Consider the following 16017-nt stretch of genomic DNA (forward strand, 5'->3'; position numbering starts at 1 on the left):
ATGAAATATTTGCTACCGCTGCTATTGTTCATCGCCTTGTCGATTTTTTTGGCGATCGGTTTAAAGCTCAATCCTAGGGAAATCCCGTCGCCGCTAATCGACAAACCGGCGCCGGCGTTTAATCTGCCGATTTTGGCAACCCCGGAGCAGCATCTGAGCCAGGCCGATTTTAAAGGTAAAGTCTGGCTGCTGAATGTCTGGGCGTCCTGGTGCGTATCCTGCCGCGAGGAGCATCCCTTATTGATCGAGCTTGCTAAGCAAAATAAGGTGATGCTGGTCGGTTTGAACTATAAAGACGAGGCTCAGGCTGCCAACGCCTGGCTGGGCAAACACGGCAATCCTTATAACGTCAGCGTGATGGACGCTGACGGCCGCGTTGGCATCGATTACGGCGTCTATGGCGTGCCGGAAACCTTCGTGATCGATAAGCGCGGCGTGGTGCGTTACAAACATACCGGTCCGATCCAGCCCGGCGAACTGGAAAAAATCTTCCTGCCGCTGATCGAACAACTGGAGGCGGAAAGCGCATGAAAACTCTCTACGCCTTGATCTTGTCGCTGTTTGTCTACCAGGCTCAAGCCGAGATCGAATATCGCGACTTCAAACAACCGGAGCAAGAACAGGCTTATCAAACCCTGATTTCCGAGCTGCGTTGCCTGGTCTGCCAAAACCAGACCATCGCCGATTCAAACGCCGACCTGGCCAAGGATCTGCGCCGGCAAGTTTACGAAATGCTGCAACAAGGTAAATCCCGGCAAGACATCGTCGATTTCATGACCGACCGCTACGGCGATTTCGTGATGTACAAGCCGGCCTTGAAATTGAAAACCATGTTGCTCTGGTTGGGCCCCGTGCTGTTCCTGGTCATCGGCTTGGCCACGGTTTGGGTGTTACGCAGCAAAACCAGCACCAGCGAGGATCAATCGCTAACGAAAGAGCAACAGGCCAAGCTAAACAGCATTTTGGAAAAAGGTGACGACGCGTGAATATCGAGTTTTGGCTATTGATAGCCGGTTTAATAATGCTCGCGTTGTTGGTGTTGTTGCCGCCGCTGTTCAAAAAAACACCATTACGCTATGCCGATGGCGAGCAGCGCAATACCGCTATCGCCCGCCAGCAGTTGGCCGAGCTTAAACTGCAATTACAAACTGGGGTGTTGTCGCAAGATCAATACGATGCGCAGTATCGGGAATTGCAACTCACTCTGCTGGACGATCTGGAAGTGGATGCGCCGGCGGTGCCAAGCGGCAAAACAGGTCGCTGGATAGTGTCTGTCCTTGTCATTGCCGTGCCGCTGCTCAGCGTATTTTTGTACATGCAGCTCGGCGAACCGCAAGCTTTGGTCAAGTCCGAATTGGCGGCTAGCAATCAAAAAGCTGCCGACAATGTAAAAAACATGGTCAACAAGCTGATCCAACGGCTGAAACAACATCCGGAAGATTTGGAAGGCTGGATGATGCTGGGGCGTTCTTATGTTTATGCCGAGCAATATCAGGATGCCGCCGATGTGTTTGCCGAATTGAATCGGCGCAAGCCCAACGATCCGGCGGTGATGCTGCATTATGCCGATGCCTTGTCGATGGCGCGTAACGGCCAAATGGGCGGCGAGCCGAGCGAACTGGTGGAACAAGCCTTAAAACTGGTGCCGGAAGATCACACAGCGTTATGGTTGGCTGGCATGGCCAAAGCCGAAGCCGGCGATTTTGCGCAAGCGATAGCGCATTGGAACAAATTATCCGCGCTGCTGCCGACCAATGACGAAACCCTGCCGCAGCTGCAAAAAATGATACAAATGGCCGAAGCGGAGCAGCAAAAGCCACAAGCAACAGCATCATCGGCGGCGTCAATCGACATTAATGTCAAGGTTGAACTGGATGCGGCGGTCAAAGCCAATGTTGAGCCGCAACACACCGTATTCATTTATGCGCAGGCCGTGAACGGTCCGAAAATGCCGCTGGCCATTGTCCGTAAACAGGTAGCCGATTTGCCGGCCAGTGTGGTGCTGAACGACAGCGTGGCGATGCAACCGCAAACCCATCTGGCCGATTTCAAGCAATTGCGTATCGTCGCCCGGATTTCCAAAACCGGTAACGCGATGCCGCAAGCTGGCGATTTGATCGGCGTGGCGCAGCTGGATTCGGTATCGGGTAATCCCAGCGTCGGCATTACCATCAATCAAGAAGTGCAGTAATGGATCAATCAATCAAATTCGACCTGGACTTGATCAAACGTTACGACAAGTCCGGTCCTCGCTATACCTCTTATCCCACCGCGCTGGAATTGCACGAAGGCTTCGGCGAGGCCGAGTATTTAAAACATATTGAAAAATCCAATGCTGCTGGCGGGCCGCTGTCGCTGTATTTTCATATTCCGTTCTGCGACACCGTTTGCTTTTATTGCGCCTGCAACAAAATCGTCACCAAGAACCGTGCGCACGCGGTGCCGTATCTGGAAAACCTCTGCAAGGAAATTGCGATGCAGGGCAAACTGTTCGATAACAGCCGCCCGGTGAATCAACTGCATTGGGGCGGTGGCACGCCGACTTTTTTGAGTGGCGAACAAATGCAGCGATTGATGGACACCACTCGTCAATATTTCAATTTGCGCGATGACGACAGTGGCGAATATTCCATCGAAGTCGATCCGCGCGAAACCAACGACAGAACCATCGCTCAATTGCGCGAACTGGGCTTCAACCGCATCAGTCTGGGCTTGCAGGATTTCGATCCGGACGTGCAAAAAGCCGTCAACCGGCTGCAAAGCAAGGAACAAACTTTTGCGGTTTTGGAAGCGGCACGCAAGGAAGGCTTTCGCTCGACCAATATCGATTTGATCTACGGCTTGCCGCTGCAAACCGAAAAAACCTTTGCTACCACGCTGGCGCAAGTGCTGGCTTACGCGCCGGATCGATTTTCGATCTTTAACTATGCGCACATGCCCAGCCGTTTCAAGACCCAGCGGCAAATCAACGACAGCGATTTGCCGACACCGGCGGTGAAGCTGGAAATCCTGCAAATGGTCGGCAAAAAACTGACCGATGCCGGTTATGTGTACATCGGCATGGATCACTTCGCCAAACCCGATGACGAACTGGCCGTGGCGCAACGTGAAGGCAAGCTGTATCGCAACTTCCAGGGCTATTCCACCCATTCCGATTGCGACTTGGTGGGCCTGGGCGTGACCTCCATCGGCCGGGTCGGCGATGCCTACATGCAAAATTATAAGGAACTGGACGAATACGACGCGGCGATCTCGCAAGGCAAATTGCCGGTGTTTCGCGGTGTGGACTTGGATGAAGACGATAAACTGCGCCGGGCGGTGATTACCCAGTTGATTTGCCACTTCGAGCTGAGCTTCGGCAAAATCGAATCCGAGTTTAATATCGATTTTTCCGAGTATTTCGCGTCCGAACTGGAAAGTTTGCGTCTGATGAAGGAAGACGGTTTATTGGGTCTGGATGGACATGGCATCAAAGTGTCTTCCGCCGGCCGCTTGCTGATCCGCAATATCTGCATGGTGTTTGACAAATATCTGGCCCAGAAACAGCAGCAGTTTTCTAAGGTGATTTAATCCTAAGCGGAAGATAGCATGGGCAGAATGTCACTGTTAAAGTGTACGTTCATGCTAAAAAGAGCAGTTGACGACCTTACAACGCTGGTGCCGAATTCTCTGTTTGGCGACGATGAAATATCTGCGAGGCCGACAGTTGACCACTCCGCCATGGCTGCCGGCTCCAGCATATAATGGGCAACTGCTCTTTTAGGATGAAGGATCTGCAGGCCGATTTCGGGCCGGGCGCCTGTAGCCTGCCGGCTTTCTGGGCGACTGAAGTGGCGCTGGGTTTTGCAATGCTGGTCAGAATCGGCTGATGATTTCCGTGTCTCGCCGAAAATGTGCCTGGTTCGCGGGTCTTTGCAGTTAAACGGTTTCCAGGTTACGCGCCATTCTATTTTGCTCTGCCGCCCGTTCTAATGTTGACAGGGATTCTTGACGCATATGATAAAGCCACGCTTTCTAAGTTCTTTGGGATTAATCGAAACAGAATTGTCGCCATTCCTATTGGCCCAAAGGTAATGGAATTTGATAGCTATTGTTTGCCGTCAAAAACTAAAATTTCTTAATTGGCCTATGTTAGATGGCGCATAGACCGCACTCTCTCAATGTATACGCTGAATTTAGGATCAATCGGCGTTAGAATCCCTATAAAAGGCGCGCGACGATAAATTCGAGAGTAGGCACCGCAAATACATGACAGATAACCCACAATCAAAATCTCCAGTTGAGGTATCACAGGCCAAACCTCTTACTAAGGTTCTTGAGCAAAGTAGGCGCGCAAAAGATATGGTTGCGGCGTGCGCCGAACAATTGTCGTCGGTCAACACGGTGCTCAAAGACGAACTCGCGGGTCAAAATCAACCTTCAGGCCTTGAAGAAGCGCTTGAAAAGAGTGAGTCGATCGAGTGCGAGGTACAGGCAGTGGACGACCAGTTGTCAGCCGTGAACCACGCACTGGAGATAGAGGCCGACTTGCGCCAGAGACTGGAGCAGCAACTGGTCACAGTCACGCATGAAAAAGCAGCGGCCGATCATGCCGCCGTTCACGATCCTTTGACTGGTTTGCCTAATCGGGCACTGTTCGACGAGCGACTGAAACAGGAAATCGCACAAGTTAAACATCAGGGTGTGACTTTGGCAGTGATGTTCATGGACCTTGATGGTTTCAAGAAGATCAATGATACGCATGGACACGATATCGGCGATGCCGTACTGAAAATCGTGGCTGAACGATTGAAACAGACTACTCGCGAAGGCGACACGGTCAGTCGTCAGGGCGGCGACGAGTTTTTGTACCTAATGGTGGGCATCGGAGATAATCAAGACACCATTCTTCTTGCAAAAAATATCTTGAATGCCATTCAAGAGCCCTGTCAGCTCAGCGTAGGTGAACTCATTATCAAGTTGAGCATTGGCATCTCAATATATCCGAAAGACGGCACTACCGGTCCCGACCTGATCAAGAGTGCCGACAAGGCAATGTACGAAGCTAAACAAAAAAAGTCTGGCTACGCATTTGTCCAATGAGTCCTGTTTTATTTGGTATTTTAAGTGTTCAGGGTAGCATCGTTAAAGCCCAGCCAAACCTCTGGAGATACTCAATACATCCCAACGGGCAGAGGTAGTGCAGGCATTGGAAGGCAATACCGTCGGTACGATCATGAATGAGGCAGCATCGGACTGATCGAAGATCCGAAATTGGCAATGCGGCTTAACCGGCTGTCACAACACCTCATTCCTGGCAACGCAGGCAAGTTTTTCAGCGATATTTTCCGGTGACAGGACAAAATCGATACAACCACTCGCGATTGCTGACTCCGGCATGTCTGGCTGAATAGCGGTATCAAGCTTTTGAGCAATGGTGATGCCGCCGACTTCCTTGATGCCGCAAAGCGCATCTGCTCCGTCGCCATCATAGCCAGAGACAATCACAGCAATCAGCTTACCGTCCCAGTGCTTAGTTAATGAGCGTAGGAAGACCGTGATGACATCGGGCCAGCCACGAGGTTTCGATATTGGCTTTAGATGAAACTGTCCGTCGGTGACGTGTAAGTCTCGATTGGCGGGAATGATAAACACGCAGTTTGGTTTAATTAACAAATTTTCCGTGATTAGCTCGACCGGCATGCTGGTGAAGCGCGGCAGCACTTCATGCAGCATGGTCGGCATTTCGGTGATGTGATTAACAATAACTATAGCCACACCTAGGTTAGCCGGTAGATTTTGTAATAACCGAATGTAAGCGTCGAGCCCGCCAGCCGAACCACCCACACAAACGATAGGGAAATCGTTCACCAAGGCACCGTTCTATTTAGTCGACTGTGGTTTTCCACCCCTGGACTTGCTGATTTATGTATGGCTCCTAATATCTCATGGATCATTCGCGCCCCTATAAATTTCAGTAAACAAGCATCCTATACCCGCCAAATCATTACAACCGTACGCTAGAGAACATTGCTATGTTTTGGCAAATGCCCAGGATAGTACATAGTCGTACAGACTGATTCTAAAGGGTAGAAGTATAGTGAACCTAAATCAGAAAACCACAATCCGCCATTACCGTTAGCCGTAATGAAATCATCGATGGTCTCAATCGAAGCGATCAATTCATTTTGGCCATCGTCATTGTCGATGGCGATAGCCACCAAGGCCCGTATTACCTGAAAAATCCGTTTAGCCAGGTGCCTGAATTCGGCGTCGCCAGCATTAACGACAATTTGGAAAACTTACTTTCCAGAGCCGAAAGCCTATAATGCACAGAACGACTGTACAGAATTGGAGTGTGTATGAACTCCGTTAATGTCACTGAACTACGCCAACACTTGCCCGATTACCTTAAGCAAGTGCAACAAGGCGAAGAAATTGCGATTACGCTGCATGGCAAAACTATTGCTCGTATCGTACCCGATCGCCAAGAAAACAAACGCGAAGCCGCATTAAAACGCCTAGAAGCTCTGCGTGGGACAGTCATTGTCGGTGATATTCTGGCTCCGTTAGATGAAGAATGGACCGCCGATGCTGACAATCTGTGATACCAACGTCTTATTGTTCTGGGCGGATAATCGAGATCGCTTGACCGTTGCCGCTCAACAAGCTTTAGATCAAGGACGGGAACGAGGCACACTCGCCTGTGCCGCAATCAGTTTCTGGGAAATAGCCATGCTGTTTCGTAAAAATCGCTTGGCACTGCCCGCACACCATACCCCAACGTCGTACATGGACGACATCGTAGAATCGCTCGGCCTGAATATTCTGCAACTGACGCCTTCGATTGCCGCTCTGGCCGAAAGCGGCATTGTCACTCATGGTAATCCGGGCGATAGATTGATTGCGGCCACCGCTATTGCGCATCAAGCGCCGCTGATCACGGCGGATGAAAAACTTCGAGCCAATCCTGGCTTGCAATGTATTTGGTAAGTAGGTCTTTAAACTCATGGGTACTTACTGCAAATTATCTGGAAAACCCAAAAGCATGGATACGTTTAAACAAACAACAAAAAATCCCATAGGATTTAGCTGAGTAGAAAGCGCACCCTCGCTAAGGGGCTACGCATATTTTTAAATTCCTTCGGTACATGTTTACCGAATGAGCTTTGACAGCTTTCTGCAAAAGAGAACTATGAACCAGACAAAATCCAACGATATAAAAGAACCCCAGGTGGATTTCGCGCAATGGATGGGAGACCCGCTTTGGTATAAAGATGCCGTCATTTACGAGCTGCATATCAAAGCTTTTTATGACAGCGACAATAATGGCACCGGGGATTTTCCCGGGTTAATCCAGAAGCTCGATTATATCCAGGATTTAGGTGTAAACACACTTTGGTTGCTACCCTTCTATCCTTCTCCAATGCGAGATGACGGTTATGATATTGCTGATTATCGCAACGTTCATCCCGACTACGGCACCATGGCCGATTTCAAACTGTTCGTAAAGGAAGCGCACCGTCGTGGCCTTAAAATTATCACTGAACTAGTCATCAATCACACCTCCGATCAGCATCCTTGGTTTCAAGCTGCGCGCCGGGCCCCCGCTGGTTCAAGCAAGCGAGATTTTTATGTATGGAGTCATTCCAACCAGAAATTTCCAGAGACACGGATTATCTTCAAAGATGCCGAGAGATCGAACTGGACCTGGGACGAAGAAGCCCACGCCTATTACTGGCATCGTTTCTTCTATCATCAACCGGACCTCAATTTCAATAATCCAATGGTGGTAAAAGCGGTCATAAAACTGATGCGTTTTTGGTTAGATCTTGGTGTGGACGGCATGCGTCTGGACGCAATTCCCTATCTGTGCGTGCGCGAGGGCACCCAAAACGAAAATCTGCCGGGGACGCATGCCGTGATCAAACAAATGCGTGCGGTGCTTGATGCGCATTATCCGCACTGCGTTTTTCTCGCCGAAGTTAATCAGTGGCCGGAAGATGTTCATGACTACTTCAGTGATGGCGATGAATGTCACATGGCGTACCATTTTCCCCTGATGCCTCGAATGTACATGGCCATTGCTCAGGAAGATCGTCATCCTATCGTCGATATCATGCGGCAGACCCCAAATATTCCAGATTCCTGCCAATGGGCTATTTTTCTGCGCAATCATGATGAGCTTACCTTGGAGATGGTCACTGACAAAGAACGTGACTATATGTACCAGATGTATGTTGTCGATCAACGCGCACGCTTGAACGTCGGGATTCGGCGCCGACTGGCCCCGCTGATGGACAACGAAATCGATAAAATCAAGCTGATGAATAGCTTGCTGCTCTCCATGCCGGGCTCGCCCAGTCTCTATTACGGCGACGAAATTGGTATGGGAGACAATTTTTTCCTGGGCGATCGCAATGGCGTACGCACCCCCATGCAATGGAGTCCGGACCGTAATGCCGGGTTCTCGCGCGCCGATCCACAACGCTTATACCTACCGCCTATCATGGATCCGGTCTATGGCTTCGGGTCAGTCAATGTAGAGGCGCAGCAACGCGAACGCGGTTCACTGCTGAACTGGATGCAGCGTGTGCTGGCGCTACGCAAAAACCATCAGGCATTTGGTCGCGGGAAACTGGTTTTTTTACACCCCAGAAATCGCAAGATACTGGCCTATTTCAGACTATATCAAGACGATATTATATTGTGCGTAGCCAACCTGTCGCGTGCCGCTCAGGCGGTTGAGCTTGATCTTTCTGCGTATAGGGGATGCGTGCCTGTGGAATTAATGGGGCGTGCATTTTTTCCGCCAATTGGTGAGTTACCCTATCTCCTTACCTTACCCGGCCATAATTATTATTGGTTCCGACTGGCCAGTGGCGAAGAGGTTACAGCCTGGCACGAGGAGCACTTACCGCCCGAGGAATTGCCGACATTGGTGCTGTTCGATGGTTGGAACAGCTTCTTCAGTGATCGAGTTGTACCTTCGCGTATTGCCATCGCCGAGAAAGTCCGCAATCAGCTCGAAGAAGAGGTATTACCGAGTTTTGTCGCTACGAGATACTGGTCTTGCGCTAAAGGTAATGTGCGACGTGTTGTGATTAAGGATTATGCCGAGTGGGGGCGTGATGGTAAAAAGTGGCTGGTAGCATTATGCAGCGTTGAAGGTGATTTAGATGAGCCATATTTCTGCTTTTTGCCACTTGCCCTGGCGTGGGAAAATGGCGACGAGAAACACCTGCATGCCATGTTATCAAGCACTGTCGCCAAAGTGCGCCAACAGGCTCAAATTGGCAAACTGGCTGATGCCTTTGCCGACGAGTCGTTTTGTCACGCGTTGGAAGAGGCCATTGGCTCACGAGAAACGCTAACTTGCGCAACAGGCACTATCCGTTTTTTACCTACCGATGCTTTTGTTTTACTTAGCAAGGGATTTGCCGACCTTTCAATAAGATCGCTTGGCATACAGGGCAGTAATACTACCGTCGTATTGGCTGAGCAATATTTTCTGAAAGGCTATCGGCATCTGGCAATCGGCATCAACCCGGAGTTCGAGATTGGGCGTTTTTTAACCGAGGTGGTCAAATTTCCCAATATAGCACCAGTATTTGGCATAGTTGAGTATGAGGACAGCGAACGTCGAAAAATGACACTGGCTTTGTTGCAGGGATATTTAAGAAATCAGGGTGACTGTTGGAATTATACGTTGGATTATCTTGGGCGATTCCTTGAGGAATGCCGTACAACAGTCGAGCCACCCAAATCAGCGGGACAAGCACATGCTGCTTATCTGGTTCTAGTACACACGCTTGGTCAACGGACTGGCGAACTACACAACGCGCTAGGACAAATAACCGGCGATTCCGCCTTTGATCCAGAGCCTGTTAACGACTCCGATCTCTCGGACTGGATCCAGCACGGGCAAGCCGAAGCGCAAGCGACGCTGGATCTGCTCAAAAGGCGGGGGGCAGGCCTTACGGTATCTGTTCTAGAGCTAGCACAAACATTGCTCGCGCGACGCAATGCACTAGTAGAACGTCTCCAGACCTGTATTTCCGGACAGTTTAATACGGTCAAGACACGTTACCACGGCAATTATCATCTGGGGAACGTACTACTCAGCCAGAATGATTTCGTGATTACCGATTTTAAGGGTGATCCTACTCGCACTTTCGTCGATCGCCAGCATAAACACTCGCCATTGAGGGATGTCGCCGACATGCTGAGATCCTTCAATTATGCCGCCGATACTGCACTCGCGCACGCCAGTATAGAACAGCCCAAGGATATGGCAAAGTTTGAGCCGTTTGTACGTGACTGGGAAGCAGAAGTTGGCCGCGTTTTCTTAGCAGCCTACAGTCAAGCAGTGGGCAATTCAGTGGTTATATCGGACGCACCGCTACTCGATCTATTTATACTGGAAAAGGCGCTTTTCGATGTGCGCAACGAACTTGATCAGCGCCCGGATTGGGTAGTGATCCCGCTGCGCTGCATACTGTCTCGATTGTAATCCGCGATCTGATCTAAGGATTGCAGGGTAGCCAGCAGACGGCTCAACCAGGCGCGCAATCGTGGCCATGACCAATACAATTAAACCCGAATAATTCAGACGGGAGGTTAGCAAGATGTCTAAGACGATAACGGCGGTATGGCCGGGGCGCCCCTATCCGCGCGGCGCATTTTGGGACGGCGAAGGGGTGAATTTTGCCATTTTTTCCGAGCATGCCGAAAAGGTCGAATTGTGCTTGTTCGATGCCAAGGGCAAGGACGAAGTCCAGCGCGTCGAACTCAAAGAACGTAGCGATTTAGTCTGGCACTGCTATCTGCCCGAGGCCCGTCCCGGACTGCTTTATGGTTTCCGGGTGCATGGGCATTACCGTCCGCAAGACGGGCATAGGTTCAATCCGAACAAGCTGCTGATAGAACCCTATGCAAAAGATATAGTGGGGACGCCGCTCTGGAGCGACGCCCATTTCGGCTATCGGATAGGCGCCAAGGACGACGATCTTTCCTTCAGTCGTCGCGACAATGCCAATGTGATGCCGAAGTGCCGGGTGATCGATCAGGCCTTCGCCTGGGGAAATGATCATCCCCCCGACATCCAATGGTGCGATATGGTGATTTATGAGCTGCACGTCAAAGGCTTTACCATGCAGCATCCTGATATTCTGCCCAAGTTGCGCGGCACTTATGCCGGATTGGCGATGGACCCGGTCATCGAGCATCTCCAACGGTTAGGCGTGACGACCGTTGAACTGATGCCGGTGCATGCTTTTCTCGATGATCGCTATCTGGTGGAACGAGGCATGCGCAATTACTGGGGATATAACTCCATAGGCTTTCTGGCGCCCGATTCCCGTTATTCGGCCAGCGGTCAGGTCAGTGAATTTAAAACCATGGTAAAGACACTGCATAAAGCCGGTATTGAGGTGATTCTGGATGTGGTTTACAACCATACCGCCGAAGGCAATCAACTGGGGCCGACGCTGTCCTTCCGCGGTATCGACAATGCATCCTACTATCGGCTGCTGGGCGATAATCCACGCTTTTACATGGACTACACCGGCTGCGGCAATACCCTGGACATGCAACAATCCTGCGTGCTGCAATTGATGATGGACAGCTTGCGTTACTGGGTGCTGGAAATGCATGTAGACGGCTTCCGGTTCGATCTGGCGTCCTCACTGGCAAGAGAGTTACACGAAGTAAACCAGCTTGGCACCTTCTTCAATACCATCCGTCAGGACCCTGTGCTGAGCACCATCAAGCTGATTGCCGAACCCTGGGATCTGGGCGAAGGCGGCTATCAAGTGGGAAATTTCCCGCTGGGCTGGTCGGAATGGAACGATAAGTATCGCGATTGTATTCGTGCCTACTGGAAAGGCGATGAAGGCTTGATCGGGGAACTGGCGCAACGCTTGACCGGATCCAGCGACCTCTACGAACGCAGTGGGCGGTCCCATGCCAGCATCAATTTCATCAGTGCCCACGACGGCTTTACCTTGCATGACCTGGTGACCTACGATGCTAAACACAACGAGGCCAATCAAGAAGAGAATGCCAGTGGTAACGACAATAACCATTCCTGGAATTGCGGCATCGAAGGAGAAACCGACGATTCGGCGATTAACGCCTTGCGTGCTCGGCAAAAGCGCAATCTGCTCGCTACTCTGCTGTTTTCACAAGGGGTTCCGATGCTGCAGGCAGGCGATGAGATCGGGCGTAGCCAGCAGGGTAATAACAATGCCTATTGTCAGGATAACGCGATTAGCTGGCTGTCGTGGGAGCTGAAGAAACAGGATCAGGATTTGCTTGCATTCACTCGGCGTATTATCAGCCTGCGCAACCAACATCCCTTGTTTCGGCGACGTTATTTTTTTCAGGGAAGCCCCAATTACGGCGGCGAGATAAAAGATATCGTCTGGCTCAATTCCGATGGCTCCGAAACCCGAGATGACGACTGGAATCAGGCGTCTTCGCATTGTCTGGGCCTATATTTTGCCGGCGGTAAACTGATCGAAACCGACGGGCGTGGACGGCGTTTACAGGACAATAATCTGTTGTTGCTGCTGAATGCTTATCATGAGGAGATCGCATTTATGTTGCCGCAATTTGAGGATCATGAGTATTGGGAAGTGCTACTCGACACGCGGGATGCTGTTGGTACGCCGGATGTTTCGCGTTACAAGACGGAGCAAGCTTATCCATTGGGCGGACGCTCGCTGGTGCTGCTGAAACAGGCGTAGACCACATGAAACGCGTGCATGACATGCTATTTGGGGTGAGGATGGGCGGGCATGAAATATAATGTGAAGCGCTTTATTGAGGATATTACCGCCCAACATGCTAAAACCGGCCAGGCACAGTCTCGACAAACCGACTTGCCACCGTTGCCTGAACCGCGTATTCCATTGGCCACCTATCGTCTGCAATTCAACGGCGACTTCGCTTTTAATCAAGCGCGCGAAATTGTTCCCTATCTGAGTGCGCTGGGCATTTCCCACCTGTATGCCTCACCCTATCTCAAGGCACGGCCAGGCAGTCGGCACGGTTACGACATCATCGATCACAACATGCTGAATCCCGAGATTGGCTCGGACGAGGAATTTGAGCGGCTTTGCGAAACGCTCGCCCAGCACGGCATGGGGCAAGTGTTGGATGTGGTGCCTAATCATATGGGCGTGTTGGGCGGCGATAATGCCTGGTGGCTGGACGTGCTGGAAAATGGTCAGACCGCCGCGCATGCCGGGTTTTTCGATATTGACTGGGCGCCGATAAAGCCTAAGTTGCATGGCAAGGTGCTATTGCCGGTGCTGGGCAAGCATTATGGTGCGGCGCTGGACAATGCCGAATTACAACTGCGTTTTGATGCGGAACACGGCGAATTCGGCATCTATTACTTCGAACACCACTTTCCGGTAGATCCGGCGGAATACCCGCATATTCTGGCGTTTCGCATGGATGCCTTGAGTGTTCGCTTAGGGGAAGACAATCGGTTATTGATGGAATACCAGAGTCTGGTGACCGCATTCCATAATCTGCCGTCCCGTGGTGAAGTGTCGCCTGAACGCCAGCTTGAGCGCAGGCGCGACAAGGAAGTACATAAGCGCCAACTAGCCGGTCTGGTTGCCTATTCCGCCGAGATTGCCCGGTTTCTGGACGAGAACTTGTACATCTTAAACGGTAAGACTGGCGAATCATCCAGCTTCGATCAACTCCACCGATTGATCGAGGCGCAAGCTTACCGGCTGGCGTTTTGGCGGGTAGCCTCGGACGAGATTAATTACCGGCGGTTTTTCGACATCAACGATCTTGCCGGCTTGCGCATGGAGAACGACGAGGTCTTCGATGCGACCCACCAGCTATTGTTGCGCCTGATTCAGGAAGGCAAGCTGGATGGCCTGCGCCTGGATCATCCTGATGGCTTGTACGATCCGGAAGCGTATTTTTTCAAGCTGGTCGAACACTGCAAGCGTGCCGGGCGTGCACCTTATCTGGTGGTCGAAAAAATTCTGGCGGCAGACGAGGATTTGCGCAGTAGCTGGCCGGTGCAGGGTACGACGGGTTACGAATTCACCAATCTTCTCAACGGGCTATTTGTGGCTACCAGCGCTGCCAAACGTATGCAGCGCGTCTATCACAGCTTCATCGGCGAGCATGTCAATTTCGATGATCTGCTCTACCGTTCCAAAAAGCTGATCATGAAATCCGCGCTATCGGGGGAATTGAATGTGTTGGCCAACCTGCTCTCGAAAATCGCCGAAGCCGACCGCCATACTTGCGATTACACGCTGAACGGATTGCGTACGGCATTGGCGGAAATCGTTGCCTGCTTCCCGGTTTATCGTGGCTACATCAACGCCTACGAAGTAGCACCGGAAGATCGCCGTAATATCGAACAGGCAACCGTAGCGGCAAAACGCAGAAGCACGACAGCAGACGCCAGTATTTTCGATTTTTTGCGTGAGGTACTTACGCTTGCCGCAGCAGATGGCAAATCGCCTGCGTACGCTGAGCAGGTGCTGGCCTTTGCCATGAAATTCCAGCAATTCACCAGCCCGGTGATGGCAAAAGGCCTGGAGGACACCAGCGCCTACATCTACCACCGCTTGCTGTCGCTCAATGAAGTCGGCGGCGACCCTCGCCGATTCGGCGTGACCCGTAGCGCATTTCACCGCGCCAATCAACTGCGCGCTGAGCGCAGCCCACATTCCATGTTGGCCACTTCCAGTCACGACACCAAACGTAGCGAGGATATGCGCGCCCGCCTCAATGTGTTGTCTGAAATACCGGCGGCTTGGCGGTTGGTGCTTCGACAGTGGCGCCGCACCAATCGAAGTCTTAAACACATCGTGGACGGTATGCTGGTACCCACCCGCAACGATGAATATTTCATCTATCAGACCTTGCTGGGGATTTGGCCGGCAGGTGAACCCGACGGCAATGAAATGGCGCGTTTTTCTGCCCGGATCAAAGAATATCTGGTCAAGGCCTTGCGCGAAGCCAAGGTTTATACCAGTTGGATAAACCCTAATGTAGCCTATGAAGATGCTGTAACGGGGTTTGCCGAAGCCCTGATCACTTCGCCGGTAGAGAGTGCGTTCCTGGCGGATTTTCGGCCTTTTCAGCGGCGGATTGCGCGGCTCGGGATGTTCAACAGCCTGTCGCAGACATTGATCAAGCTCACCGTGCCGGGTGTACCGGATATTTATCAAGGTTGCGAATGTTGGGATTTCAGTCTGGTGGACCCCGACAACCGGCGGCCGGTTGATTTCGACTGCCGCCGAACCATGCTGGTTGGATTACAAACGCTTGTCGCCCAAGCATCGCTGCAACGTGTTGCTGGGGTAAGAGCGTTATGCGAGACGCTGGAAGACGGCCGGGCCAAACTGCTGATTGTTTGGTTGGGGCTGATGTTGCGAGAACGCTGGCCGGAGGTGTTTCAGCAAGGAAGCTATTTACCGTTGGCAATCAGGGGAGAACAAGCGGCTCATCTGTGCGCCTATGCGCGCAGATTCGGTGATCGCACCGTCATCACCGTGGCGCCGCGTTTCTTTGTGCGGTTGCTGGGTGACGCCGAAATGCCGCCTCTGGGAGAAAAAATTTGGGGGAATACCTCAGTGGAACTGCCTTCTGGTCTGGGCGATAAGCAATATACCTGCGTGTTCACCGGGAAGGAGCTCAAACCTCAGAAGCGGCAGTCTCGTTGGAATATCTCAGTCGCACAAATCCTGACGGAATTTCCCGTGGGGCTGGTTATCGGTGAGAACGGCCTCGCCGCCGAGGAGCTATGAAATGGTGGATTGCAGCTTTTGAAATCGGGTGCGATTCAAACAGAGGCGGAATTCTTATGTCTGCAAAAATACCGCGAAGCGGAAATATGCCGAAGGCATGGGGTTAATCCCCTTATACCGCCCCGAGCATCACAGCATTTGGCGAGAATAGCCCGATAGGGGAGCGGCATGGATGCCGCTCGTTTTCGGAGGGCTAAGGATAGCCCTTCCGAAAACCCTCGCCAAATGCGAGAAGCGCAGG

Annotated in this window: 12 protein-coding genes; 11 read left to right on the top strand and 1 reads right to left on the bottom strand. The window is 51.6% G+C overall.

Features of this window, described 5'->3' with window-relative positions:
- From QZJ86_RS08170 to QZJ86_RS08190, 5 genes are all read left to right on the top strand, one after another.
- Complete coding sequence (locus QZJ86_RS08170) at window positions 1–531, top strand: DsbE family thiol:disulfide interchange protein (RefSeq protein WP_301938026.1); 531 nt, start codon at window positions 1–3, stop codon at window positions 529–531.
- Window positions 528–986: a cytochrome c-type biogenesis protein gene (locus QZJ86_RS08175; protein WP_301938028.1), complete on the top strand. Its 459-nt coding sequence runs from the start codon at window positions 528–530 to the stop codon at window positions 984–986. Before QZJ86_RS08170 ends, QZJ86_RS08175 begins: the two co-directional genes overlap by 4 nt.
- The gene (ccmI, locus tag QZJ86_RS08180; protein ID WP_301938029.1) at window positions 983–2191 is read left to right on the top strand and encodes a c-type cytochrome biogenesis protein CcmI; all 1209 of its coding nucleotides are present in this window, start codon (window positions 983–985) and stop codon (window positions 2189–2191) included. Before QZJ86_RS08175 ends, ccmI begins: the two co-directional genes overlap by 4 nt.
- Window positions 2191–3570 (top strand): oxygen-independent coproporphyrinogen III oxidase, encoded by a 1380-nt coding sequence (gene hemN / locus QZJ86_RS08185; RefSeq protein ID WP_301938031.1) that lies wholly within the window; start codon window positions 2191–2193, stop codon window positions 3568–3570. Before ccmI ends, hemN begins: the two co-directional genes overlap by 1 nt.
- 678 nt (window positions 3571–4248) lie before the next feature.
- Window positions 4249–5082, top strand: a complete 834-nt coding sequence (locus QZJ86_RS08190) for a GGDEF domain-containing protein (protein WP_301938032.1) — start codon at window positions 4249–4251, stop codon at window positions 5080–5082.
- Between the two features lie 195 nt (window positions 5083–5277).
- Here the strand turns inward: QZJ86_RS08190 and QZJ86_RS08195 are convergent, their stop codons facing one another.
- Window positions 5278–5850 carry a chemotaxis protein CheB gene (locus tag QZJ86_RS08195; RefSeq protein WP_301938033.1) on the bottom strand — a complete coding sequence of 191 codons (573 nt, stop codon included), beginning with the start codon at window positions 5848–5850 and terminating at the stop codon, window positions 5278–5280.
- A 239-nt stretch (window positions 5851–6089) separates the two neighbouring features.
- Here QZJ86_RS08195 and QZJ86_RS21590 point away from each other — a divergent pair, with 239 nt between their 5' ends.
- The 6 genes from QZJ86_RS21590 (at window position 6090) to treY (ending at window position 15776) form a co-directional block, all read left to right on the top strand.
- Complete coding sequence (locus tag QZJ86_RS21590; RefSeq protein ID WP_407081658.1) at window positions 6090–6308, top strand: protein NO VEIN domain-containing protein; 219 nt, start codon at window positions 6090–6092, stop codon at window positions 6306–6308.
- A gap of 33 nt (window positions 6309–6341) precedes the next feature.
- The gene (locus QZJ86_RS08205; RefSeq protein ID WP_301938038.1) at window positions 6342–6587 is read left to right on the top strand and encodes a type II toxin-antitoxin system Phd/YefM family antitoxin; all 246 of its coding nucleotides are present in this window, start codon (window positions 6342–6344) and stop codon (window positions 6585–6587) included.
- Window positions 6571–6972 (top strand): type II toxin-antitoxin system VapC family toxin, encoded by a 402-nt coding sequence (locus QZJ86_RS08210; RefSeq protein ID WP_301938040.1) that lies wholly within the window; start codon window positions 6571–6573, stop codon window positions 6970–6972. The genes QZJ86_RS08205 and QZJ86_RS08210 overlap by 17 nt, the downstream gene beginning before the upstream one ends.
- Window positions 6973–7174: 202 nt before the next feature.
- Window positions 7175–10492, top strand: coding sequence for a maltose alpha-D-glucosyltransferase (treS, locus tag QZJ86_RS08215; RefSeq protein ID WP_301938042.1), 3318 nt, complete (start codon window positions 7175–7177; stop codon window positions 10490–10492).
- Window positions 10493–10607: 115 nt separating this feature from the next.
- Window positions 10608–12728 (top strand): glycogen debranching protein GlgX, encoded by a 2121-nt coding sequence (glgX, locus tag QZJ86_RS08220; protein WP_301938044.1) that lies wholly within the window; start codon window positions 10608–10610, stop codon window positions 12726–12728.
- Between the two features lie 51 nt (window positions 12729–12779).
- Complete coding sequence (gene treY / locus QZJ86_RS08225) at window positions 12780–15776, top strand: malto-oligosyltrehalose synthase (protein WP_301938046.1); 2997 nt, start codon at window positions 12780–12782, stop codon at window positions 15774–15776.
- Window positions 15777–16017 lie beyond the last annotated feature (241 nt).

It is taken from the genome of Methylomonas montana, from assembly GCF_030490285.1.
GTDB lineage: Bacteria > Pseudomonadota > Gammaproteobacteria > Methylococcales > Methylomonadaceae > Methylomonas > Methylomonas montana.

Coding starts and splice junctions, on each gene's coding strand:
- treS (WP_301938042.1), top strand. CDS start 7,175: ATGAACCAGACAAAATCCAACGATATAAAAGAACCCCAGGTGGATTTC.
- QZJ86_RS08210 (WP_301938040.1), top strand. CDS start 6,571: ATGCTGACAATCTGTGATACCAACGTCTTATTGTTCTGGGCGGATAAT.
- treY (WP_301938046.1), top strand. CDS start 12,780: ATGAAATATAATGTGAAGCGCTTTATTGAGGATATTACCGCCCAACAT.
- QZJ86_RS08190 (WP_301938032.1), top strand. CDS start 4,249: ATGACAGATAACCCACAATCAAAATCTCCAGTTGAGGTATCACAGGCC.
- QZJ86_RS08205 (WP_301938038.1), top strand. CDS start 6,342: ATGAACTCCGTTAATGTCACTGAACTACGCCAACACTTGCCCGATTAC.
- QZJ86_RS08175 (WP_301938028.1), top strand. CDS start 528: ATGAAAACTCTCTACGCCTTGATCTTGTCGCTGTTTGTCTACCAGGCT.
- QZJ86_RS08170 (WP_301938026.1), top strand. CDS start 1: ATGAAATATTTGCTACCGCTGCTATTGTTCATCGCCTTGTCGATTTTT.
- hemN (WP_301938031.1), top strand. CDS start 2,191: ATGGATCAATCAATCAAATTCGACCTGGACTTGATCAAACGTTACGAC.
- glgX (WP_301938044.1), top strand. CDS start 10,608: ATGTCTAAGACGATAACGGCGGTATGGCCGGGGCGCCCCTATCCGCGC.